Origin of the sequence: Dorea sp. YH-dor226, assembly GCF_039832105.1 — a bacterium.
In the GTDB taxonomy this organism is placed as follows: Bacteria; Bacillota; Clostridia; order Lachnospirales; family Lachnospiraceae; genus Dorea_A.
Map to the genome: position 1 here is coordinate 1 of NZ_JBDOHS010000017.1, position 23,599 is coordinate 23,599.

Annotated in this window: 23 protein-coding genes, 1 tRNA gene, 1 rRNA gene and 1 riboswitch; of the genes, 16 read left to right on the top strand and 9 right to left on the bottom strand. The window is 41.7% G+C overall.

The window, feature by feature from the left end; translation table 11 throughout:
* Together ABE547_RS12320 and ABE547_RS12325 are read left to right on the top strand one after the other, a co-directional pair.
* A 23S ribosomal RNA gene (locus ABE547_RS12320) occupies positions 1-108 on the top strand; the annotation flags it as partial.
* Positions 109-244: 136 nt separating this feature from the next.
* Positions 245-730, top strand: coding sequence for a GNAT family N-acetyltransferase (locus ABE547_RS12325; protein ID WP_347379064.1), 486 nt, complete (start codon positions 245-247; stop codon positions 728-730).
* 100 nt (positions 731-830) lie between these two features.
* Here ABE547_RS12325 and ABE547_RS12330 read toward each other — a convergent pair whose 3' ends face one another.
* Entirely contained in the window at positions 831-2,117 is a 1,287-nt protein-coding gene (locus tag ABE547_RS12330; RefSeq protein WP_347379065.1) for an aminotransferase, read from the bottom strand.
* 224 nt (positions 2,118-2,341) lie between these two features.
* Positions 2,342-2,450: riboswitch (TPP riboswitch) on the top strand.
* A gap of 137 nt (positions 2,451-2,587) precedes the next feature.
* On the opposite strand from ABE547_RS12330, the gene thiC reads away from it, so the two are divergent.
* Positions 2,588-3,892 (top strand): phosphomethylpyrimidine synthase ThiC, encoded by a 1,305-nt coding sequence (gene thiC / locus ABE547_RS12335; protein WP_347379066.1) that lies wholly within the window; start codon positions 2,588-2,590, stop codon positions 3,890-3,892.
* Positions 3,893-3,942: 50 nt separating this feature from the next.
* Here thiC and coaBC read toward each other — a convergent pair whose 3' ends face one another.
* On the bottom strand, positions 3,943-5,145 hold the full coding sequence (coaBC, locus tag ABE547_RS12340; protein WP_347379067.1) for a bifunctional phosphopantothenoylcysteine decarboxylase/phosphopantothenate--cysteine ligase CoaBC: 1,203 nt from the start codon (positions 5,143-5,145) through the stop codon (positions 3,943-3,945).
* Between the two features lie 235 nt (positions 5,146-5,380).
* On the opposite strand from coaBC, the gene ABE547_RS12345 reads away from it, so the two are divergent.
* Positions 5,381-6,019 (top strand): ECF transporter S component, encoded by a 639-nt coding sequence (locus ABE547_RS12345; protein ID WP_347379068.1) that lies wholly within the window; start codon positions 5,381-5,383, stop codon positions 6,017-6,019.
* A gap of 235 nt (positions 6,020-6,254) precedes the next feature.
* On the opposite strand, the gene ABE547_RS12350 is transcribed toward ABE547_RS12345, so the two are convergent.
* A tRNA-Trp gene (locus ABE547_RS12350) sits at positions 6,255-6,325 on the bottom strand.
* A gap of 218 nt (positions 6,326-6,543) precedes the next feature.
* On the opposite strand from ABE547_RS12350, the gene ABE547_RS12355 reads away from it, so the two are divergent.
* From ABE547_RS12355 to ABE547_RS12375, 5 genes are all read left to right on the top strand, one after another.
* Positions 6,544-7,059 carry a hypothetical protein gene (locus ABE547_RS12355; protein WP_347379069.1) on the top strand — a complete coding sequence of 172 codons (516 nt, stop codon included), beginning with the start codon at positions 6,544-6,546 and terminating at the stop codon, positions 7,057-7,059.
* Between the two features lie 103 nt (positions 7,060-7,162).
* Positions 7,163-7,675, top strand: coding sequence for a ferritin (locus ABE547_RS12360; protein WP_347379070.1), 513 nt, complete (start codon positions 7,163-7,165; stop codon positions 7,673-7,675).
* 130 nt (positions 7,676-7,805) lie between these two features.
* A complete protein-coding gene (locus tag ABE547_RS12365; protein WP_347379071.1) occupies positions 7,806-9,359 on the top strand; it encodes an FAD-dependent oxidoreductase in 1,554 nt (517 codons plus the stop codon).
* Positions 9,259-11,184, top strand: a complete 1,926-nt coding sequence (locus ABE547_RS12370; protein ID WP_347379072.1) for a DUF2804 family protein — start codon at positions 9,259-9,261, stop codon at positions 11,182-11,184. The genes ABE547_RS12365 and ABE547_RS12370 overlap by 101 nt, the downstream gene beginning before the upstream one ends.
* Positions 11,185-11,204: 20 nt before the next feature.
* Complete coding sequence (locus ABE547_RS12375; RefSeq protein WP_347379073.1) at positions 11,205-11,714, top strand: NUDIX hydrolase; 510 nt, start codon at positions 11,205-11,207, stop codon at positions 11,712-11,714.
* 41 nt (positions 11,715-11,755) lie between these two features.
* On the opposite strand, the gene ABE547_RS12380 is transcribed toward ABE547_RS12375, so the two are convergent.
* Both ABE547_RS12380 and ABE547_RS12385 read right to left on the bottom strand, forming a co-directional pair.
* A complete protein-coding gene (locus tag ABE547_RS12380) occupies positions 11,756-12,100 on the bottom strand; it encodes a hypothetical protein (protein ID WP_347379074.1) in 345 nt (114 codons plus the stop codon).
* A gap of 72 nt (positions 12,101-12,172) precedes the next feature.
* Positions 12,173-12,829 (bottom strand): hypothetical protein, encoded by a 657-nt coding sequence (locus tag ABE547_RS12385; protein ID WP_347379075.1) that lies wholly within the window; start codon positions 12,827-12,829, stop codon positions 12,173-12,175.
* 204 nt (positions 12,830-13,033) lie between these two features.
* On the opposite strand from ABE547_RS12385, the gene ABE547_RS12390 reads away from it, so the two are divergent.
* The 6 genes from ABE547_RS12390 (at position 13,034) to ABE547_RS12415 (ending at position 19,873) form a co-directional block, all read left to right on the top strand.
* Positions 13,034-13,921 carry a DMT family transporter gene (locus ABE547_RS12390; RefSeq protein WP_347379076.1) on the top strand — a complete coding sequence of 296 codons (888 nt, stop codon included), beginning with the start codon at positions 13,034-13,036 and terminating at the stop codon, positions 13,919-13,921.
* Between the two features lie 65 nt (positions 13,922-13,986).
* A complete protein-coding gene (dtd, locus tag ABE547_RS12395) occupies positions 13,987-14,433 on the top strand; it encodes a D-aminoacyl-tRNA deacylase (RefSeq protein WP_347379077.1) in 447 nt (148 codons plus the stop codon).
* 273 nt (positions 14,434-14,706) lie between these two features.
* Positions 14,707-15,207, top strand: a complete 501-nt coding sequence (locus tag ABE547_RS12400) for a MarR family transcriptional regulator (protein WP_347379078.1) — start codon at positions 14,707-14,709, stop codon at positions 15,205-15,207.
* Between the two features lie 24 nt (positions 15,208-15,231).
* Positions 15,232-17,373 (top strand): ABC transporter ATP-binding protein, encoded by a 2,142-nt coding sequence (locus ABE547_RS12405; RefSeq protein ID WP_347379079.1) that lies wholly within the window; start codon positions 15,232-15,234, stop codon positions 17,371-17,373.
* 1 nt (position 17,374) lies between these two features.
* A complete protein-coding gene (locus tag ABE547_RS12410; RefSeq protein WP_347379080.1) occupies positions 17,375-19,189 on the top strand; it encodes an ABC transporter ATP-binding protein in 1,815 nt (604 codons plus the stop codon).
* Positions 19,190-19,270: 81 nt separating this feature from the next.
* Positions 19,271-19,873 (top strand): HD domain-containing protein, encoded by a 603-nt coding sequence (locus tag ABE547_RS12415; RefSeq protein WP_347379081.1) that lies wholly within the window; start codon positions 19,271-19,273, stop codon positions 19,871-19,873.
* Positions 19,874-20,203: 330 nt separating this feature from the next.
* On the opposite strand, the gene ABE547_RS12420 is transcribed toward ABE547_RS12415, so the two are convergent.
* From ABE547_RS12420 to ABE547_RS12430, 3 genes are read right to left on the bottom strand one after another with little or no spacing between them, the layout of a single operon-like run.
* Positions 20,204-20,464, bottom strand: a complete 261-nt coding sequence (locus tag ABE547_RS12420; protein ID WP_347379082.1) for a spore coat protein — start codon at positions 20,462-20,464, stop codon at positions 20,204-20,206.
* Between the two features lie 11 nt (positions 20,465-20,475).
* Positions 20,476-20,658 carry a hypothetical protein gene (locus ABE547_RS12425; RefSeq protein ID WP_235251008.1) on the bottom strand — a complete coding sequence of 61 codons (183 nt, stop codon included), beginning with the start codon at positions 20,656-20,658 and terminating at the stop codon, positions 20,476-20,478.
* Positions 20,659-20,687: 29 nt separating this feature from the next.
* Positions 20,688-21,431, bottom strand: coding sequence for a gamma-glutamyl-gamma-aminobutyrate hydrolase family protein (locus ABE547_RS12430; RefSeq protein ID WP_347379083.1), 744 nt, complete (start codon positions 21,429-21,431; stop codon positions 20,688-20,690).
* Between the two features lie 101 nt (positions 21,432-21,532).
* Here ABE547_RS12430 and ABE547_RS12435 point away from each other — a divergent pair, with 101 nt between their 5' ends.
* On the top strand, positions 21,533-22,495 hold the full coding sequence (locus tag ABE547_RS12435; RefSeq protein WP_347379084.1) for a dipeptidase: 963 nt from the start codon (positions 21,533-21,535) through the stop codon (positions 22,493-22,495).
* Between the two features lie 154 nt (positions 22,496-22,649).
* Here ABE547_RS12435 and ABE547_RS12440 read toward each other — a convergent pair whose 3' ends face one another.
* On the bottom strand, positions 22,650-23,549 hold the full coding sequence (locus ABE547_RS12440) for a bile acid:sodium symporter family protein (protein ID WP_347379110.1): 900 nt from the start codon (positions 23,547-23,549) through the stop codon (positions 22,650-22,652).
* Positions 23,550-23,599 lie beyond the last annotated feature (50 nt).

The window sequence follows — 23,599 nt, forward strand, 5'->3', positions numbered from 1 at the left end:
CTACGTAAGTAGTAAGACCCCTTGAAGACGACGAGGTAGATAGGTCAGAGGTGGAAGTGTGGTAACACATGGAGCTGACTGATACTAATCGGTCGAGGGCATGACCAAGCAAGGTGATAGGTGAATGGATGATTTCTTGTATGCAGTTTTGAAGGTACATGACAGTCAACGATATGTTGACTGTTTTTTATTTTATAGAATTCTTCTTTTAGGAAGATTTTTTTGTAAAAATGTGGGGGAAAAAATGGAATATAAAATTAGAGAAATTGAAAGAAAAGATAATCAGAAAGTAGAAGATTTAATAAGAGGTTGTTTGATAGAATTCGGAGCGAATCATGAGGGGACAGCCTGGGCTGATCCGGATCTGGGAAGATTTTCAGAAATATATAATTCAGAAGGCAGCAAGTATTGGGTTGCAGAAGATGAGAATGGACGAATAGCAGGAGGAGTTGGAATCGGTCCGCTTACCGGAGTGAAAGATGTTTGTGAATTACAGAAAATGTATTGCCTTCCGCATGCAAGAGGAACTGGGGTGGCCCACTCTCTGATCAAGATTGCATTGGATTATGCAAAGAAATATTATGTGACTTGTTATTTAGAAACGATGAAAAATATGACAGCTGCTCAAAAATTTTATGAAAAGTATGGATTTCAGAGGACATGCAATTCTCTGGTGAAGACAGAGCATTTTGCTTGTGATATTCATTATGTGAAAGAATTAGAAAGATAGCGGCAGCTTGGAATTTCTTGGATCATTTGTTTGTTTGATACATTATAGAAAATCCTTCGCATGGCTAATGTCATACGAAGGATTTTCTATATCAGAATATTTATTTGTGTTCCAGGATTTTATCAATGCTTACTAATTTTACACTTAATACAAATACCTGGACTGCTGTTTTTAATTCTTCCAGTGTCGGATAAGACGGAGCAATTCGTATATTGCTGTCTTTTGGGTCTTTTCCATACGGGAAAGTTGCACCGGCATTTGTCATGATCAGTCCGGCATCTTTTGCTTTTGCTACGATGGCTTTTGCACACCCCTCTAAAGAATCAAAGGAGATAAAGTATCCGCCACGTGGTGCAAGCCAGCTGCCGATTCCAAGACCTCCGAGTTCACTTTCCAGTGTTTCCAGAACAACATCAAATTTCGGCCGCATAATGTCTGCATGACGTTTCATATGCTGTACCATACCATGGATATCTTTAAAATATCTTGCATGTCTTAACTGGTTCACTTTATCGTGTCCAATTGTCTGAATCTTCATCTGTTTTCTGATTTCTGCAAGGTTTGCATCAGATGCAGCGATTGCAGCAATTCCGGAACCGGGGAAACTAATCTTGGAAGTAGAAGAGAACTTATAAACCATATCCGGGTGTCCTTCTTTTTTACATTCCATTAAGATTTCAAGCAGATAATCCTGTTTATCCTCATATAAATGATGAATACCGTATGCATTATCCCAGAAGATTCGGAAATCTTCCGCTGCAGGATTTAATGCGGCAAAACGATGAACCGTTTCATCTGAGTAAGTGATTCCCTGTGGATTAGAGTATTTTGGAACACACCAGATTCCCTTAATTGCAGGATCAGAGCTTACCAGCTTTTCTACAATGTCCATATCCGGTCCGGTAGATGTCATAGGTACGTTAATCATCTCAATTCCAAAATATTCAGTAATAGCAAAATGTCTGTCATATCCCGGTACAGGACAGAGGAACTTTACTTTGTCAAGCTTGCTCCACGGAGTGCTTCCCATTACACCGTGAGTCATGCTGCGTGCAATTGTATCATACATGACATTCAGACTGGAATTTCCAAAAATAACGATATTATCTTTCGGAACCTCCATCATATCTGCAAGAAGCTGTTTTGCCTCTCTGATTCCATCCAGGACACCGTAATTACGGCAGTCGACACCCTCTTCACATATCAGGTCAGAGTCACTTCTCAATACATCCATCATTTCCATAGAGAGATTCAACTGTTCCGCAGACGGCTTACCTCTTGACATGTCAAGGTTCAGATTCTGTCTTTTTATTTCTTCAAATTGTGCTTCAAGATCGTTTTTCAATTGTAATAATTCTTCTTTAGATAATTCTTCGTATGCAGCCAATGTTCTATCCTCCATAATATATTCCACTCAATTTTAATATTCTATCATATTTTGACATTTCGTCAATGGGTTCTTGCAAATTTATTGCATTAAAATCAAATTTTTGCCGATTCTTTAAATAAAAATGAAATATCATGTTAAAAAATATGCAAAAATGATCTTTTTTGAAAGCAATGGGGAAGAAGATTGCAGTTGTAAATCAGAACATGGTATTGTATAATAAAACAGTAAAAACGGGGTGCTTACGGAAAGTAGGCTGAGAGTAAGCTGTGTTGCTTTGACCCATAACCTGATTTGGATAATGCCAACGTAGGGATATACAGTGTTTTGTAGAATTATTTCTGGCTGCTGTAATGCGAGTGCGTTGCAGCAGCCTTTTCTGTCGTTTTCGACAGATGTACCCCTCCGAAAAGTGCATGCCGCAGGGAAATCTCATTTATTATATATGTAGTAGAGAAAGGAGTAAACAAATGAGAGAGTACACAACACAAATGGAAGCTGCAAAAAAGGGAATCGTAACAAAAGAACTGGAGATTGTTGCAAAAAAAGAGCAGATGACGACAGAAGAATTGATGCCGCTGGTTGCATCCGGCAAAGTTGCCATCTGTGCAAACAAGAATCACAAGTGTCTGGATCCGGAAGGTGTAGGCTCCATGCTCAGAACAAAAATTAATGTGAATCTGGGCGTATCCAGAGATTGTAAGGATTATAATGTTGAGATGGAAAAAGTAATGGAGGCAGTTAATATGGGGGCGCATGCAATTATGGATCTGTCTTCACATGGAGATACGATTCCATTTCGAAGAAAATTAACCAGTGAATGTCCTGCAATGATTGGAACTGTTCCGGTATATGATTCTGTCATTCACTATCAAAGAGATCTGGACACGCTGACAGCAAAGGATTTCATAGATGTAGTACGTTTGCATGCTGAGGATGGAGTCGATTTTGTGACTTTGCATTGTGGAATTACCAGAAAGACAATTGATCAGATACGAAATCATAAGAGAAAGATGAATATCGTTTCTCGAGGAGGTTCGCTGGTGTTTGCATGGATGTGTATGACTGGGGAGGAAAATCCGTTCTATGAATATTATGACGAGATTCTGGATATCTGTCGGGAGTATGATGTAACAATTTCTCTGGGAGATGCATGCCGTCCGGGATGTCTTGCGGATGCTTCTGATGTCTGTCAGATTGAAGAACTGGTTCGTCTGGGAGAACTCACGAAACGTGCATGGGAGAAAGATGTGCAGGTTATGGTGGAAGGTCCGGGACACATGCCGATGGATCAGATTGCGGCGAACATGAAGATACAGCAGACCATCTGTCAGGGAGCTCCATTTTATGTACTTGGGCCTTTGGTCACAGATATTGCCCCGGGTTATGATCACATTACTTCTGCAATAGGAGGAGCAATCGCGGCTGCTTCCGGAGCTGCATTTCTGTGTTATGTGACACCGGCAGAACATCTTGCGCTTCCCAATGTAGATGATGTGAAACAGGGGATTATTGCTTCAAAGATTGCAGCTCATGCAGCTGACATAGCAAAAGGTGTCAGAGGCGCCAGAGAAATCGATGACCGGATGGCAGATGCCAGACGTGTGCTTGACTGGGAAGCACAATGGGCATGTGCGATGGATCCTGAGACAGCGAAGAGAATCTGGAATGAACGGAAACCAGAGTACGATGATACATGTTCCATGTGCGGGAAATTCTGCGCAGTCCGCAGTATGAATAAAGCACTTGCAGGAGAACATATAGATATTTTGTAAAACTAAGAGCAGGGGGCAAAATAATGTTGTTCCCTGCTCTTATATCAGAGTTATTTTTGGGGCTCCATTAATTCCAGAATCTTATCTGTCAGGCGAAATGCCACGTCTTCTTTACTCATTAATTCAAGTTCACATACAGAATCAGGAGTGATCATGGTTACGATATTCGTATCCGTCTCAAATCCGGCTCCTTTTACCTTAAGGTTGTTAGCTACAATCATGTCCAGATTTTTCTTTACAAGTTTCTTTTTTGAATTTTCAAGCATGTTCTGCGTTTCCATAGAAAAACCACACAGAAATTGACCGGAAGTTTTATGCTCGCCAAGATATTTTAAGATATCATCTGTACGTTCCAGCGCAATGGAGAGTTCAGCATCGGCTTTTTTCATTTTTTCGTCTGCAACAGAAGCCGGACGATAGTCTGCCACAGCAGCAGCTTTAATAATAATATTCATATCATTACTTCTGGAAGTGACGGATTCATACATATCTTTTGCAGATATTACAGGTACAACATCTACAAACATGGGCGGAGTGAGTGCAGTCCTGCCACTGACAAGTGTAACATCTGCGCCGCGCAGCATGCAGGCTCTCGCAATACAGTATCCCATTTTACCGGAAGAATGATTGGTGATATAGCGGACCGGATCGATAGATTCCTGTGTTGGGCCTGCAGTGACGAGAACCTTCAATCCTTTCATATCCTTTTTATGTGCAAGTTCCCGGTAGATATATTGAATCAGAGTTTCCGGTTCCGGCATTTTACCCGCACCGGTGTCTCCGCAGGCAAGGTGACCACAGGCAGGAGTGATTACTTCCATGCCGTACTTTCTTAAAAGATCCATATTATCCTGTGTGATTTGATTTTCATACATGGCGGTGTTCATAGCCGGAGCGATGATCTTGGGACAGCGACATGCAAGTACAGTAGTGGTCAGCATATCGTCAGCGATCCCATGCGCCAGTTTGGCAATGACATTGGCAGTTGCAGGTGCAATCATGACCAGATCGGCTTTTTTTGCCAAAGCCACATGTTCGACATTGAATTCAAAATTTCGGTCAAAGGTGTCTGTAACACATTTATGTCCAGTCAGAGTTTCGAAAGTGATCGGGTTAATAAAATTTTTGGCATTTTCTGTCATTAAGACATGTACCTGGGCACCTGCTTTTACCAGAAGACTGGCTAAAGAGGCACTTTTATAGGATGCAATGCCGCCGGTTACTCCAAGAAGGACTGTTTTTCCTTTTAACATAGTTCGATATCCTCATTTCATATAGTTCAGTTTATTCAGGTTAATGACTTGTACTAACACTATAGCTTTTTTTGAATTATCTTGCAAGAATTACTGTCAGGAGTTGCGAAAATAATGAAAAAGATATCATGTATCCATTTTTATACTTGTTACAAAAGACGTGGAATGATATAATGACCCGGTAATTGTATTGTATCCTGTATAACAGGAATGATAACAAGGAGGAAATGAAATTATGAAAACAAAGAAGCACGACACTCGTTGGATGGTCAGTGTTGCACTTATGGCGGCAATTATCATTGTCCTTGCGAATACACCGCTTGGCATGATTCAGCTTCCGGTAATTAAGGCGACAACTGTACATATTCCGGTCATTATCGGAGCAATTTTACTGGGACCGGGAGCAGGAGCGATTCTGGGAGCGGTATTTGGTATCTGTTCTTTGATCAGTAACACCATGGCGCCGACACTTTTGTCTTTTGCATTCTCACCGTTTATGAGCACAACAGGGATTGTGGGAGCAATAAAGGCAATCTGGATCTCTGTAGGATGCAGAGTTCTGATCGGTGTTGCGGCAGGATGGTTGTGGATATTACTTAACAAGCTGAAAGTGAATCAGACGATTGCACTTCCGATTGTTGGATTTGCAGGATCCATGGTAAATACGATAACAGTCATGGGAAGCATCTACCTCTTGTTTGCACAGCAGTATGCAGAGGCAAAAGAGGTAGCGATTACTGCAGTATGGGGACTGGTTATGGGCACGGTAACCGCATCGGGTATTCCGGAGGCAATCGCAGCTGCTATTCTGGTACTTGCAGTTGGAAAAGTGCTGATTGGAGTATTCCGCAGAATGAATATCGGTACTATCTAGTCGAGAAATGTTTTATATAATATGATAAAAAGGCGAAGACGCGTCGGGAAAGATGCTCTTTGCCTTTTTTTATATTTTAAGATTTTGGATATTGTAAAAAGGAAAAGGAAAGAGACCCATAGATTCTATGAAATATATGGGTTTGAGAAAAGCTGCTATGGATTTGAATTAATATTACAGAATAAAAAATAATCTCAGAAACGCCGAATTTACGTCATTTCTGAGACTTTGCGAGCAGGGGATGAGAGAATCGAACTCCCGCCAAAGGTTTTGGAGACCCCTATCATACCACTTGACCAATCCCCTGTGTATGCCTGTCGCACTAGATATTTATAACATATATGACCATGGTTTGTCAATCCTATTTTGGAAAAAATCTTATAAAATGTGAAAATGAACCACCTTTGCAATATTTTATAGACAATGCTATAATGAAACAGGAGTTAATCACCGGAAGAAAAACCATTGATAAAATTGTTAACTGGCCTGTAAGATAAGATCCAGGCCAGAGGGAGGCAGTACAGATGAAAGAAAAATTAATACAGGGTGGAATCGTGAATGGCGTGAAGATGCTGGTATGTCCGACCTGGGAGGATGATTTTCAGAAGGAGATACAGAAAACAGGGGGCTGTTTTCGGATTAATATTGATTATTCAGCAGTGGATGTTTCATTTTGGAGGGAACTGGAAGAGATTGCCATTCGTTTCGGATATAGTCTGGATACGGAAGCAAGAGATATGATACAGGAATATATAGACAAGTATAAGAAATACGAGGATCATTTCTGGGAATATGGAGAAAAGATCATTTCTTTTGAATCCTTTTGCAGAATGCTCAGTAAAAGAGCGGGGATCCAACCGAGGCAGGCGAAGGAATATGTTGTCTCCAATCTGCAGAATCTGGAAAACAAGGAAGTGCTGGATGCATTACTCTTTGCTCTGCAGCTGATCAAATCTGAAAATGGATTGGAAGGCACGCAGTGGACAAAGCCAACATGTGATTATATTAAAAAGGAATTTGAAAAAATGATTCTTTCATAATTTCATAATATGAAAAAAACTAATTTTTTAAGAAGGATTGAAACTAAGTTTTCATAAGCGTATAATATGAAAAAAGCATATTTTCGTAAGGAGGAGATTACATATGTTAGATAAAAAAGTAGTAGAATTATTGAACAACCAGGTGAATAAGGAGTTTTATTCCGCATATTTATATCTGGATTTTTCAAATTATTATTATGATATAAACCTGGATGGATTCGGAAACTGGTATAAGATTCAGGCGCAGGAAGAAAGAGACCATGCAATGCTGTTTATCCAGTACCTTCAGAATAATGGTGAAAAGGTAACGTTGGAAACGATTGAAAAACCGGCAGTCGAACTGACGAGTGCAAAAGCAATTCTGGCAGAAGGGCTGAAGCATGAACAGTATGTAACAGGCCTGATTCATAATATCTATGATGCAGCATATTCGATAAAGGATTTCCGTACCATGCAGTTCCTGGACTGGTTTGTAAAAGAGCAGGGTGAAGAGGAGAACAATGCGGATAATCTTGTAAAGAAGTTTGAGCTGTTTGGAGATGATCCGAAGAGCCTGTATATGTTGGACAGTGAACTTGGAGCAAGAGTCTACACAGCACCATCACTGGTTTTGTAAGAAAAAAGTGAAAAAGCTGGTAAAGAAGCTGGTGGATTAAGAATGAATAAAAATGGAGAGTCTGAGCGATTCTCCATTTTTTTGGTTAAATTGGGCGATTTCTGTATATGCTATGTCCGGAGGTAAGGATATGGACACATTATGGAACAGAATAACAGATTTTAATAAATATGAATCGCTTACGGAGGATGTCTGCGTAGATACGATTGTAATTGGTGCAGGTATCGCAGGCCTGATGACAGCATATTTTCTGAGAGACAAGGGGGTTCAGGTGGCTGTGCTGGAAGCAGACCGCATTGTGTCAGGTCAGACTGCCGGTACGACAGCCAAGATAACATCACAGCATAATATGATATATCAGCGTCTGATCCGGTGTTACGGAATAGAACGGGCCAGAATGTATGCAGGATGGAATGAATGGGCAATCTATGCATATGAGAAAATCATTGAAGATAAAAAGATAGAATGTAATTTTACGAGATGTTCCGCATACCTGTATTCCTGCAGAAAGGATATGGGGCTGGACCTGGAAGTGGAGTCTGCGAAAAAACTGGGGATTGATGCGGAATATAAGACAACGTGTGAGCTCCCTTTTCCGGTCAGACAGGCAGCAGAGTTCAAAAATCAGGCACGGTTTGATCCGCTGAGATTTCTGAAAGGAATTCTGGAAGGAATCAAGATCTATGAAAATTCAAGGGTATATAAGGTGGAAAGGATCAGAGAAGGTGAGACAAGACTATATACTTCGGGAGGAACTGTTACGGCAAGGAATGTTGTATTTGCATGCCATTTTCCATTTGTAAATATTCCCGGATATTATTTTGCACGGATGTATCAGTCAAGAAGTTATGTATTGGCGCTGAAAAATGCAGCACAATTCGAGGGATATTATCTTGGTGTGGAAGAAGATGGATATTCATTTCGAAATGAAGGAGAGTATCTGTTGTTTGGAGGAGGAAAACATCGGACAGGTGGGAATGCACAGGGAGGGAAGTATCATCTGCTGCAGAAAAAAGCGAAAGAATGGTGGCCGGAATGCGAAGAAATAGCCCACTGGTCTGCACAGGACTGTATGACGCTGGATGGGATTCCTTATATCGGAAGATTTGAGAAGAGGGCAGAAGACTGGTATGTGCTCACGGGATTTGGAAAATGGGGCATGACTTCTGCCCTGGCAGGTGCAAGAATCATATCGGATATGATTACCGGTAAAACAGTGGTAAATCAAGAGATCTATTCGCCACAACGTCGTATCTCCAATGCAATGGGAAAGGAATTTGCAAAACATAGTATGATCACAGCCGGAAATCTGTGCAGGGAGTTGCTGGCGGTTGAGAAAACGGTAAGATGGAAGACTACGGAACAGGAGATAGAATTGTCTTTGCGATGTCCGCATCTTGGATGCAGGCTTGCGTGGAACCCGGATGAAGCAACATGGGAATGTCCCTGTCATGGTTCGGGATTTGATCGTTTCGGAAATATATTGAACGGACCGGCACAAAAGGAATTATATAATCAAAGAAAAGCTTTTCTGGATGTAATGTTAACATTTATATCAAATACAGAAAACGGGAGAATACAAAATGCCAATCGGGAATATTATCAGAGAGAAGAGAAAAGAAAAAGGATATATACAGGAACAGGTAGCAGATTATCTTGGGGTATCTGCCCCTGCAGTCAATAAATGGGAAAAAGGGATAAGTTATCCGGATATCTCACTGCTTTCGCCGATCGCACGGCTTCTGGAAACAGATCTGAATACACTGCTGTGTTTTGAGGAAGAAATGACAGAAAAAGAGATGGATACATTCTGCAATCAGATGATGGAAGAAATCCAGAAAAATGGATTTAAAAGCGGATTCTGCATGGGTGAAGAAAAAATACGGAACTATCCGAATTGTGGAGTTTTTATCCAGAAGATCGCTGTTCTTCTGGATGGTGCACGTCTGATATATGGCTTGCCAGATCCTGCGGAAGATCAGCATTATTATGAAGAAAGAATTGAGAAATTTTACGAGAGGGCTTCCAGGGTGGGAGAAGGAGAGGCAAAAGCGTCAGCTTCTTTTATGCTGGCGTCCAAGTACATGGCAGGAGAACGATATGAGGAGGCGAGGGAACTTCTCGAGACGCTTCCGGATCGGTTGTCGATCGACAAACGTCAGATTGAAACACAGATTATGATCCGGGAAGAACGATACGAAGAGGCGAAAAAGCTTCTGGAACAGATGCTGGAAGCAGCTTTGAACATCTGGAATCTCAGAGATACATTTTTGTATCGGGATCTTGCAGTCAATACTTCACAGGAAGGAGAAAAGGAACAGGAAAGGAAAAAGTTGGCAGGAAAAATATCAGAAAAAGCTGAAGATGATGTGAAGGAAAAAGGAATAATAAGATCTGGAAAAGGAGAAAAATGCAGAGAATCTTATGCAGGGATAGATTCTCTGCATTTTCAATGTTATAATGGGAAACAACCGGGAGGTGTAAATATGAGAAATCATGAAGTGAAGACGAGACAGCCGCTTCTGGATGAAAACGGCAGTCTGCGGGAGCCTGGATGGTCCAGAAGTCAGGTACAGATCTATGACAGGAAACAGATTAAAGCCAGGAGATTTCGAATTAAAGAATGGGATTATTATCTGGTAATGAACGAAGAGTTTGCCGGGGCATTTACGATATCAGATGACGGATATATCGGTCTGCAGTCGGTCTCTCTTTTGAATTTTAAGGAAGGGTGGGAACATACGGAGACCATACTGAATCCGTTCCCGATGGGCAAGTTTCATCTTCCTGCATCCTCTGAATATGGAGATACGATTTATCGGGATGAGCGTCTGCATATGGATTTTCTGGTTACGGATGGGAAAAGACAGATCCTGTGTAATTTCAGGAATTTTTATCAGGGAAAGACATTTTCCTGTAATATTACTTTAGAACAGCCGAAGATGGATACGATGGTGATTGCAACTCCCTGGAAAGAGAAAAAGACGGCATTCTATTACAATCAGAAGATCAATTGCATGCCGGCATATGGAACCATGACTTTTGATGGAAAAACATATGAATTTTCAAAAGAGAGTGACTTTGGAACACTTGACTGGGGACGAGGCGTGTGGACATATGATAATCGATGGTATTGGGGATCCGGCAATACGAGAGTGGATGGAAAACCATTCGGCTTTAATATCGGATATGGTTTTGGCAATACGGAAGCAGCGTCAGAAAATATGTTATTTTATGATGGAAAAGCACATAAACTGGATGACGTAACATTTCATATTCCGGAAAATGATTATATGAAACCATGGAAATTTACTTCCAGTGACGGAAGATTTGAAATGGACTTTACGCCGGTTCTGGATCGTGCAGCCAGAACGTCGGCTCTGGTTATCCTGACAGATCAGCATCAGGTATTCGGACGGATGAGCGGGAAAGCAGTGCTGGATGATGGCAGAGTGATTGAAATGAAAGATGTGATGTGTTTTGCAGAAGACGTGCATAACAGATACTAGGAAAGAGGAGACTGATAAAAATGGAATTATGGGATATATATGATGAAAATAAAGAAAAGACAGGACGCACGATGAAGCGTAATGACTGGAATATGCAGCCCGGAGATTATCACCTGACTGTTCTGGGGGTATTGATGAGACCGGATGGCAAGTATCTTGTGACCAGGCGTAGAATGGATAAGGAATGGGCAGCAGGCTGGTGGGAAGTTCCGGGCGGCGGTGTCCGTGCCGGAGAAAGCTCAATAGATGCAGTGAGCCGTGAGATACTGGAAGAAACAGGTATTGACGTGACGGGAGCAGATGGCGGCTATGCTTTTACCTATAAAAGAGTAAATCCGGAGGAAAAGAACAATTATTTTGTAGATGTGTATAAGTTTATTCTTGACTTTCAGGAAGAAGATGTGAAGAAACAGGAAGAAGAGGTGTCAGGATATGCAATTGTATCCCTGGAAGAGATTAGGGAGTATGCAAAACAGGGAATTTTTCTGCATTATGACAGCATTCAGAAAGTCTTTGATGAGAACTGTTAACGGACAAGAAAAGTGTGAGCGGAATGCCCACACTTTTTTTGTCAGGAACAATATTTTGCAAGATCTTCTTCAAAATGCAGAACCTGGTCCTCCAGTTTCTGGTTTTCATCATCATTCAGCGAAGAAAGAAGAGAAGACATATTTGCTTTGATTCCGGATGGATCATATGGAACCTCCAAAGCAAAATCACTGAAAGCACGAAGCTTCTGAAAATACATGTTTGTTTCAGGCTCTTCATTGCCGCTTCTGCATATCTGATACATGGTGACAGAGTCCGTGGCGTTGACATCTGAACATTCCTTGCATATCCATTTTCCGAGATAATAATAACGACTGCCGATTTGATAGAGAAAACCGGGCAGGGTAAGCAGACGATCCAGTAACATGATAAAAATCCTCCTTGTAAATAAAAATATAGACGGAAACGGGGAACAAGTCAAGAAGGGGACGGGGGATTTTTAAAAATCCCCCGTCCCCTTCTTTATCCACATTATCCACAGCTGATTTATCCCCCATGCACCGAATATTGTGGATAAGATGTAGATCAGGGATCCTGCCAGATCTCCACAATACAAGGCGATGGTACGAAAGACTTTCTGCTGCATGTGATAATGTGGACTGATATAGAACATGTTGATGTCTCCATAAGGGTAGAAAGCCAGATTGAATATGGTGGCAATCATACAGCAGGCGAGGTAGAGTGAGGTTGCCTGCATAAAATAGTTTTGTTTTTTTTCATAGCGGTAGTCCCTGCCGGCATGCAGACCGATCAGGATCAGCAGAATGTGCCACAGGTAAGAATGAACCGTAAGTGGAAAGTAGGAATAATGCATGCCGCTGGTGTCAAAAAAAGCAAAAAATCCGCCTAATAAGCCGTAATCCATCAAAAAGACAATCAGAACGCTGCGTAAGACTGTGTTTTTAATAAATGGTATGATCAGGCAGACATACATCGGGATGCTGCATAGCTGAAACGGAAAATACCACCAGATATAAGTCCCGTCATTTGACAGAAAAGTCAGGGTAATCTGTTTCCACAATTCACTTGTAAGAAGAAGCATTCCACAAAGAAGGTAAAAGAGATTATTTGATTCTGACAGGGGTTTTTTATTCATAATGAAAACATTCCTTTGTGTTGGTAAGATAAGTAAGAGTGCTATTTGTCTTTCATTATAGCTTTCCGCATTATATATATCAAATAAAATGTTGAAATTACCAGTCGTTATGAATTATAATACAACAGTATGCCAATCGTATTCGGAAGATGATATGACAGTATGAAAAGACATTCGGAAGATTTGAGTAATGGAGTGTGGAATATGAGACCGAAAAATGCAGCGATTTTGATGTTGACAGCTTTCATATGGGGAACTGCTTTTGTAGCACAGAGTGTAGGAATGGATTATCTGGGTCCATTTACGTTCAATGGAGTAAGAAGTCTGATAGGAGCAGCAGCACTTTTGCCATGTATATGGCTTTTACAGATTTTAAATAAAAAAGAAGGAACTGTTAAGGAAGAGGGGAGTCGTAAGGATCTGATCATCGGAGGTATTGCGTGTGGCCTTTTATTATTTGCCGCCAGCAGCCTTCAGCAGATCGGGATTCAGTATACTTCAGCAGGAAAAGCCGGATTTATTACTGCATTTTATATTGTGATCGTACCGGTTCTCGGGATTTTTCTTCATAAAAAAATCGGATGGAAGGTATGGATTGCGGTGCTGCTTGCATTGGCAGGATTGTATTTTTTGTGTATTACGGAAAAATTTACAATTGGAAAAGGTGATATTTTTATATTTTTGTGTGCGCTTGTGTTTTCGTTACATATTATGGTGATTGATCATTTTTCACCAATGGTAGATGGTGTGAAAATGTCATGTATACAATTTTTGGTCTGCGGAATTGTCTCTATACCGTTTATGGTATTGACAGAAACACCCAGACTGGATGCAATGCTGGCGGGGTGGTTCCCGTTGGTGTATGCAGGAGTATTCTCCTGCGGTGTGGCATATACGCTTCAGATTGTCGGACAGAAGAATGTCAATCCGGCGATTGCATCACTGATATTGAGCCTGGAATCCTGTTTTTCCGTATTGGCAGGCTGGATGATTCTGGGAGAACGGCTGTCTGTGCGGGAATCGGCAGGCTGTATACTGATGTTTGCCGCGATTATCCTCGCTCAGCTTCCGGATAAAAAGACGGAAGAATAGAAGGATATAATCTGCAGATATACATAAAGAATGAAAATACAGAGCATGATATGGAGGATGAATGTATGAGATTTGTGATTCAGAGAGTAACGGAAAGTGAAGTTCAGGTGGATGGAGAAGTGCTGGGAAAGATCGGCCGTGGATTTATGGTTCTGATCGGTGTCAGTGATTCAGATACAAAAGAAATTGCCGACAAGATGGTGAAAAAAATGCTTGGTCTCAGGATATTTGAGGATGAACAGGGAAAGACCAATCTGTCACTGGAAACGGTTGGAGGAGAACTGCTTCTGATTTCCCAGTTTACACTGTATGCAAACTGTAAAAAAGGAAATCGTCCGAGTTTTATTGAAGCAGGAGCTCCGGATATGGCAGAAGAGATGTACGAGTATATTATCAGTAAATGTAAGGAGCAGGTACCGGTAGTGGAAAGAGGTCGGTTTGGAGCAGATATGAAAGTCAGTCTGATCAATGACGGACCATTTACGATCGTTCTGGATTCCGATAAACTATAATACGATCAGGTGCGGTGCGTGGCATAATATATAGGGGAAAAGGAAAAGTTAGAATTCTGCAGAACAGATAACAGGAAACAGGGGGTTCGGAAAATCTGTTCTGCAGATTTTTTTCGCTGTTATTTTGTTAAAAAACTAATTAATTATTTGTAAAAAAATACTTATATATTATTAAAAAACCATTAATATGTTGACAGATATAGGAATAATGCATAGTATATTCGTTAGAAAACTAATTAAATGAAATATTACATTCACAGGAGGATATATTTTATGAATATGATGGATGATTCCTCGATTTTTGTACTGCTGTTTCAGATCATGCAGTTGACCAAGTATCAGGCAATCAGACGTATGGATGAATTAAAGCTGAAACCGAGTCAGGCGGCGATTCTGTTTGTTTTGCATTGTAAAGGAAACATGTCCCAGAGAGAACTGGCCGAGGTAATCGGGATCACACCGCCATCTATGACGGTTGCATTAAGAAAGATGGAAGATCAGGGTTACGTTCTCAGGAAACCGGATCATAATGATCAGAGGATTATGCGGATCCATCTTGCTCCCAAAGGCATTGAATGTGTAGACGGAGTAAAGTGTGTGATAAAAGAAATGGAAGAACTGACTTTGAAAGGCCTGTCGCAGGAAGAGACGCTTTTTATGCGGAGACTGCTTTCTGAAATGAAGAAGAATCTTCTGGAATCAAGAGATTTTAAAGGTATGAATCTACAGGAAATTATGGACGTGACAAAGCCATCTTTAAAGAATGAATTATAAAACGGTAGAAAGGAAAGGCAAAACATGAGGAAATTACTGAAATTTTTAAAGCCATATGCCGGAGGTGTTGTGGCAGTGATCTGTGTTCTGGTTGTCCAGGCATTTTGTGATCTCTCCTTGCCGACATATACTTCTGATATTGTAAATGTAGGAATCCAGCAGGGGGGCATCGATGAGACCGTTCCGGAGACAATCGCAAAAGAAGATCTGGAAAAACTACTTTTGTTTGTTCCTTCAAAAGAACAGGAAATTGTAATGAAAGCATATACTGAGACGACAAAATCGTATGGATATGACGGGATCGTTATGGAATTAAAATCTTCTGTTCAAAAAAACGAAGAAAAAATGGAACAATTATCGTCCGTGCTTGGAAAACCAATGTTTCTTGTAACCGGATTTGATTCTGACAGTGATATGACAAAACAGATGAAAGAGCAGATGCAGGAGCAGATTGATGAAAAAATAAGTGATATGCCGGATTCCATGATCGAGCAGGCAGCTGCATCTTATATCAGAAATGCATATGAACATATCGGAATGGATGTGGATGAGATCGAGATCCGCTACATTCTGCGCACAGGAGGAAAGATGCTTGCGCTGGCTGCACTTGGCATGGTGGCAAGTATTCTGGTAGGACTTATGGCATCCCGGATCGGTGCCGGCGTAGGCCGTGGACTGAGGAGAGATGTGTTCCGGAAGGTAGTAGGATTTTCCAATGGGGAATTTGATAAGTTTTCCACAGCATCGCTGATTACAAGAAGTACGAACGATATACAACAGATACAGATGCTTGTCGTCATGATACTCAGAATGGTTATGTATGCACCGATCATGGCAATCGGCGGTATCTGGAAAGTATTTCATACGAATGTGGACATGTCCTGGATCATTGCACTTGCAGTCGGAATCATCGTGAGCATCGTAGCAGTACTGTTTATTGTGGTTATGCCGAAATTTCAGATCATGCAGAAACTGGTGGATCGGCTGAATCTGGTAAGCAGAGAGATTCTGACCGGCCTTCAGGTTATCCGTGCTTTTGGTACACAGAAACATGAAGAAGAACGATTTGATGTGGCGAATAAAGATCTGGTAAAAACGAATTTATTTGTAAACCGTGCAATGACTCTGATGATGCCTCTTATGATGTTTATCATGAATGGCATTGGAGTTCTGATTGTATGGGTCGGTGGGCACAGTATCAATGATGGGGCAATGCAGGTCGGAGATATGATGGCATTTATCCAGTATACTATGCAGATTATCATGTCGTTCTTAATGATTTGTATGATTTCTGTTATGCTTCCAAGAGCTGCAGTGTCTGCAGAGCGTGTAGATGAAGTATTGAAGAGCGATACGATGATACATGATCCCAAACAGCCGAAAAGGCTTTCAGAAGACGGAAAAGGTGAGGTCGTGTTTGATCATGTGTCTTTCCGATATCCGGGGGCTGATGAAGATGTTCTGCATGATATATCCTTTACTGCAAAACCTGGTGAGACAACTGCATTTATCGGCAGTACAGGATGCGGAAAATCAACACTTGTTAATCTGATTCCCAGATTTTATGATGTGACAGAAGGAAGAATTACCATTGACGGTAAGGATATCCGGGAAGTGTCTCAGCATGAACTTCGTGAAAAGCTGGGATATGTGCCGCAAAAAGGGATTCTGTTTTCCGGAGATATTGCTTCTAATATTATGTACGGTAATCCGGAAGGAAGTGAAGCAGAGATGTTGGAAGCAGCTTCCATCGCACAGGCAACAGAGTTTATTGAACAGAAGAAGAAAAAGTATCACAGTGCGATCTCACAGGGAGGGTCTAATGTATCCGGAGGTCAGAAACAGCGATTATCGATTGCGAGAGCGATTGCAAAGCATCCGGATGTGTATATCTTTGATGACAGCTTTTCTGCACTTGATTACAGAACAGATGCAACACTTCGGGCAGCGTTAAAAGAAAAGACGGCAGACAGTACGGTTATGATTGTCGCACAGCGAATCAGTACTATTCTGCATGCAGAACAGATCATTGTTCTGGAAGACGGACAGATCGTCGGAAAAGGGACTCATAAAGAACTGCTGAAAAACTGTGACGCATATTATCAGATTGCTTCTTCGCAGATGTCAGAGCAGGAACTGGAAAATGATATGAAGGAGGTGGGCTAATATGGCAAAAGGTATGGGACATGGAAAACATATGTCAACTGAGAAAGCAAAGGATTTTAAGGGCACGATGAAAAAACTGGCAGGATATCTTGCAGAATATAAAGCAGCGTTGTTCTTTGTCTGTGTATTTGCCATCGGAAGCACGATCTTCAATATTGTTGGTCCAAAGGTGCTTGGAAAAGCTACTACGGAAATATTTAACGGACTGGTAAGAAAAGTGTCCGGAGGAAGTGGAATAGATTTTGAAAAGATCGGAAAGATTCTTCTGCTCCTTCTGTGCTTATATATGGCCAGTGCAGCGTTTTCCTTTATACAGGGATATATCATGACGGGAATTTCGCAGAAGCTGACATATCGTATGCGAAAAGAGATCTCAGAAAAGATCAATCGTCTGCCGATGAATTATTATGACAAGATGACACACGGAGAAGTGTTATCCAGAATTACCAATGATGTAGATACACTGAGTCAGAGCCTGAATCAGAGTGCAACGCAGCTCATTACTTCGATTACAACGATCATAGGTGTATTGATTATGATGTTGAGTATCAGCCCTCTGATGACAGTGGTCGCCCTTTTGATCCTCCCGATTTCCATGGGAATGATATCTGTGATTGTAAAGCACTCTCAGAAATATTTTAAAAATCAGCAGGAATATCTGGGACATGTAAACGGACAGGTAGAAGAAGTTTATGGAGGACATAATATTGTCAAGGCTTTTAATAAAGAGGAAGATGTAATCCGGGCATTTGATGAAGATAATGAAATGTTGTATCAGTCCGCGTGGAAATCCCAGTTTTTGTCAGGAATGATGATGCCAATCATGCAGTTTGTCGGCAATCTCGGTTATGCCGGTGTCGTTATTCTTGGCGGAGTCCTGACAATGAAACAGGCGATTGAAGTGGGGGATATACAGTCATTTACACAGTATGTCCGGAACTTTACGCAGCCGATTCAGCAGGTGGCACAGGTGGCTAACATGCTGCAGTCTACAGCGGCAGCTTCGGAGAGGGTATTTGAATTTCTGGAGGAACGTGAGGAAGCGCAGACCGTTCCTGACCCGGTATCGATAGAGGGTCTGGAAGGAAATGTAGAGTTTGATCATGTTCAGTTTGGTTACAATCCGGATCACATTATCATCAAAGACTTCAGTGCCGGAATAAAACAGGGGCAGAAGATTGCAATTGTAGGTCCTACTGGCGCAGGAAAGACAACTATGGTAAAATTGTTAATGAGATTTTATGATGTCAATCGTGGTGCAATCAAAGTGGATGGTCATGATATCCGCGACTTTAACCGGGAAGAGCTCCGTCAGATGTTCGGTATGGTTCTGCAGGATACCTGGCTGTTCAAAGGAAGTATTGAGGATAATATCCGGTACGGAAAACTGGATGCAACACATGAAGAGGTTGTGGAAGCCGCAAAAGCAGCGCGTGTCCACCGGTTTGTTCAGACACTGCCGGGTGGCTACAATATGGAACTGAATGAAGAAGCAAGCAACGTTTCCCAGGGACAGAAGCAGCTGCTTACTATTGCAAGAGCAATTCTGGCAGATCCAAAGATACTGATACTGGATGAGGCTACCAGTTCCGTAGACACAAGAACGGAGATACAGATTCAGAAGGCGATGGATACCCTGATGGAGGGAAGAACCAGCTTTATCATCGCGCACCGGTTGTCGACGATTCGGGATGCAGACCTGATACTCGTCATGCGGGACGGAGACATTGTAGAACAGGGCAATCATGAAGAATTGTTGAAAAAGAACGGATTTTATGCAGAATTATATAATTCACAATTTGCAAAGACTGCATAACGTTAAAGCGATAAAAAGGGGACGGAGGATTTTTAAAAATTCCCCGTCCCCTTTTTATCACGTTAAAGGAGGAAAGTGATAATGGAACGTTTAGATCAGCAGTTTAATTTTATCAGGGAAATTGACAAGGAGAAGTTTATTGGCCGTCAGACTTATCTGACGGATGGAGAACGTAAGGAAAATGATGCAGAACATGCATGGCATATGGCGATTATGACGATCCTGCTGAGTGAGTATGCGAATGAGGAGATAGATGTGCTGAAGACGGTGACCATGCTTCTGATCCATGACATTGTTGAAATCGATGCCGGGGATACGTATGCTTATGATGAGGAAGCTAAAAAAACGCAGAAGGAACGCGAACAAAAGGCGGCAGAGAGAATTTTTGGCATGCTCCCGGAGGATCAGGGAAAGAAAATGAAGGATTTGTGGGAAGAATTTGAGGCCTGTGAATCGAAGGAAGCGAGATTTGCAAGGACAATGGACAACCTTCAGCCGATCATGTTAAATGATGCTACGGATGGAAAAGCATGGGAGGAGCATAATGTTCATCTGAGCCAGGTGATGGGAAGAAATAAAAATACACACAAAGGATCAGAGGTTTTATGGAAGTACGCCCTGGATCATTTTATCAGTCCTAATGTTGAGAAGGGACATTTGAGTACGGATGAACAGATCGGATAGATGCAAAAAACTTCAGAAAAAAGCGCTGGCAGAAGAAGATCTGGCAGCGCTTTATATAAAGCACAGAACGTGCAGAAGTGTGAAGGATAGAAAGTATCCTGTATGTGGATAGATTCCATGCAAAAAAGGACATAATAATACTATATAAAAATCAACCAATTGGGAAAATTGTAAAAATTTGAAAAATGCTTTACGAACGAAGTACTGAAAAAAGTACTAAGAATATAATTAGATTGTCTAAATTATAGCATACATATTGAAAAATGTAAATAAAAAACAGCAATTATTACAAGTTTTCTGCATAATTGCTGTTTTTTGAAAAATATAATATTATTTCATGGATAATCCTGCAAGAACGGATTTTACATGATTAATTTCCTGCTGTGTTGCTTTTGCGGCAGGAACATAATAGCTTTTTTCTCTTGCAACCTGATAAAGTTGTTCCTGAGACATTTCACACTGATTGCGGATCTGTTTCAGGCACTGTTTTAACTCCTTGTTTTCTGTCTGAGAGATCATCTCTCCATAGCGGACGAGTTCTCCGTTGACGCCTGCCAGAGCGTCACTGACCATTGTTTTTTCGTCTAACATATCAGAACCTCCTATAAGAATTTCATCAAATCCTGTTTGTTTTTCATGGCGGATTCGGCGGCATCCTGGAAAAGCTTTTTAACCTCCGGGTCTTTTGCCTGAGAAGCATAATCCTGCATTTTGCAGTGGCTGGTGTCATATCCGCCGATCAGATGGCGGAGATTTTGTAAGTCAAGTACAGATATTTCGGCCATAATAAATTCCCCCTTTTTTGAATTCAAAATTAGTATGTCTGGTTGTCGGAGAAAATATAATGTAAATTTTTGGAATTTTTGGAACTATTGATAAAAGAATTAAATATATATTTCATGTCTGGTGATGAATCAAGCATACATTCGGGGTGCCACTGAACACCACACGTATATGTATGATCTGTCGTTTCAATTGCTTCTATGATTCCATCTGATGCAATTGCACTGATCTTCAATCCTTGACCGAGGACATGAATGCTTTGATGGTGAAAACTGTTTACAAGAACAGAATCCTGAAGAAACGGATACAGCATACTGCCGGGGGAGACGGTAATTCGATGGCAGGTATCCGACCGGTTTTTTGATGTTTGCATGTGATTCAGAGAAGGAGAAGGGCGAAGAGAGATGTCCTGGTAGATAGTTCCGCCAAGTGCCACGTTTAAGACCTGCATTCCACGGCAGATTGCAAGAACGGGAAGACGAGAATTCAATATGTATTTCATGAAGGATAGATGAAAAATGTCTGTCCGGGTATCATAGCTTCCTTTATCTGTCCGGGATTCTTCTCCGAATAGCAGAGGATTGATATCATCGCCACCACAGAAAAGAAAGCCATGGCATATCTGGGTATAAGAAGAATAGAATTCTTCGTCGGATGTGATTGGAAGAATGACGGGAATGCCGCCGCAGGATTCAACTGCACATAGATAGGAAGCAGGCACATATTGATGGCTGCCGGTATATCCACAGGAAATAATTCCGATAATTGGTTTCATGGATGCTCTCCTTTTTGCTGATAATCTGATATAATTTTCATATATATTTTATGTGGCAGTTATGGCTGTATAGTAGTAGAAAGTAAAAGGGAGAAGAAAAGATGAAGTTGATCGATATGCATTGTGATACCTTGTGGAAACTGTTGGACCTGGATAAAGAAGGGGACCTGTCGAAGAATCATTGCAGTGTCAGTATTCCTTATATGAAGGCGGCGGGAACAACGGTGCAGTTTTTTGCCTGTTTCACATGGTTCGGAGAGTATGAAAATGCCGGAGGTTATGACAGCGCTTATGAACATGTCAGAACGATGATTGCGTATATGAAGCGTCAGACAGAGCACTTTTCGGAAGAACTGTCGCTGGCAGATTCCTGGAGTAAGATAGAAGACCATATGAATCAGGGGCGGATATCTGCAGTGCTGACAGTAGAAGAGGGAGGAGTTCTGAACGGCAGGATGGAACGTCTGGAGGAATTGTACCGGGAAGGGATAAGGCTGATTACACCGGTATGGAATTATGAAAACTGCATTGGATTTCCGAACAGTCAGGATGCGTCGATCATGGAAGAAGGGCTGAAGCCTTTTGGAAGAGAGGTCGTGGAATATATGGGGCGGCTGGGGATGATCGTAGATGTGTCGCATGCTTCTGATGGAACATTCTGGGATATACTGGAATGTGCCGGGGGACCGGTGGTGGCTTCTCATTCCAATTGCAGGGCACTTACAACTCACCCAAGAAATCTTACAGATGATATGATACGTGCACTGGCCGGGAGAGGAGGCGTTGCAGGAGTGAATTTTTATGGACCTTTCCTCGGAAATCCAAAGGTGTCTTCCGTTGACCAGATGGTTCGCCATATCCTTCATATGCTGAAAGTGGGTGGAAGTGAATTTCCGGCAATTGGCACGGACTTTGATGGTTTTGACGGGATGGAGATTATGGAGATTCCGGATGTATCACAGATGGAAAGATTGTGGGATGCATTGAAAAGATCGGGTGTGGCAGAAAGTCAGATTGATAAGATCTGGTATGGAAATGCGGCAAGAATCCTGCAAAGTGTATAATCATATTCTGAAAAAAGAGGTTCCTGATCCGTTTGAAGATATTCTGATATATACAATTTTCATATATGCAATTCCCTCAGGGATGCCACAATGGACATTTGCCTGTACGGCTTTCCCCGGGGAAATTGCATGATTCACGCTGGCAGAACGATTATTATTCTACCATGATGTCTGCGCTGGTCTGTATAGATTCTTTTGTATTTTCCGGTTTTCTTCTTCGAATGCTTGCAAATATGGAACCGGAAATATTGTGCCACACACTGAAGATTGCTCCGGGAAGTGTAGCCAGTGGATACATGGCAAAATGTGCAGCTGCCAGAGAAGTGGCAAGTCCGCTGTTCTGCATTCCGACCTCAATGGCCAGGGCAGTTGTCTTTCGATCGTCCAGATGTGCTGCATGTCCGATTCCCAGTCCAAGTAACAATCCAACCAGGTTGTGAAGCATGACGATGAGCAGCACAAGGAAACCACAGCCTGTGATCTTGGAAGCATTGGCTCCTACGATACCAAGGAGTACGGGAAGCAGTACGATCTTTACAGTGGACAATACCATACTGAGGAAAGAGACTTCCACCCAGGTACCGCCAAGCAGATAGACCAGTGTAGGTGTTGCGACCGGTGCAATCAGAGTGGAAACGGTTGTCATACCGACAGACAATGCCACATCTCCGCCTGCGATATAGGTGATGACGTTGCTGGCGGTTCCGCCCGGGCAGCATCCAACCAGAATAACGCCGATGGCGAGCTCCGGACTGAGTGAAAAGAGTTTTGCCAGTGCATATGCAGTCAGCGGCATAATGGTAAATTGAGACAGACACCCGATCAGTATCTCCTTCGGGTGTGTAAATACTATTTTAAAATCATCCAGGGTAATGGAAAGTCCCATTCCGAACATGGCAGCGGCCAGAAAAGCTGAAGTATAGTTGGTTGCCCAGGAAAAGGATTCCGGCCGGAAGAAAGCAATGATGGAAAAAATGATGATTACAATTCCGATGTTACGGGATAAAAAGCTGCTGATTTGTCCGATTTTTTCATAATATAAATCCCTTCTGATTCATGCGCACGTAAAGCTGCAGCCTTCTGTAATCAGTTCCTGTCCCTTTT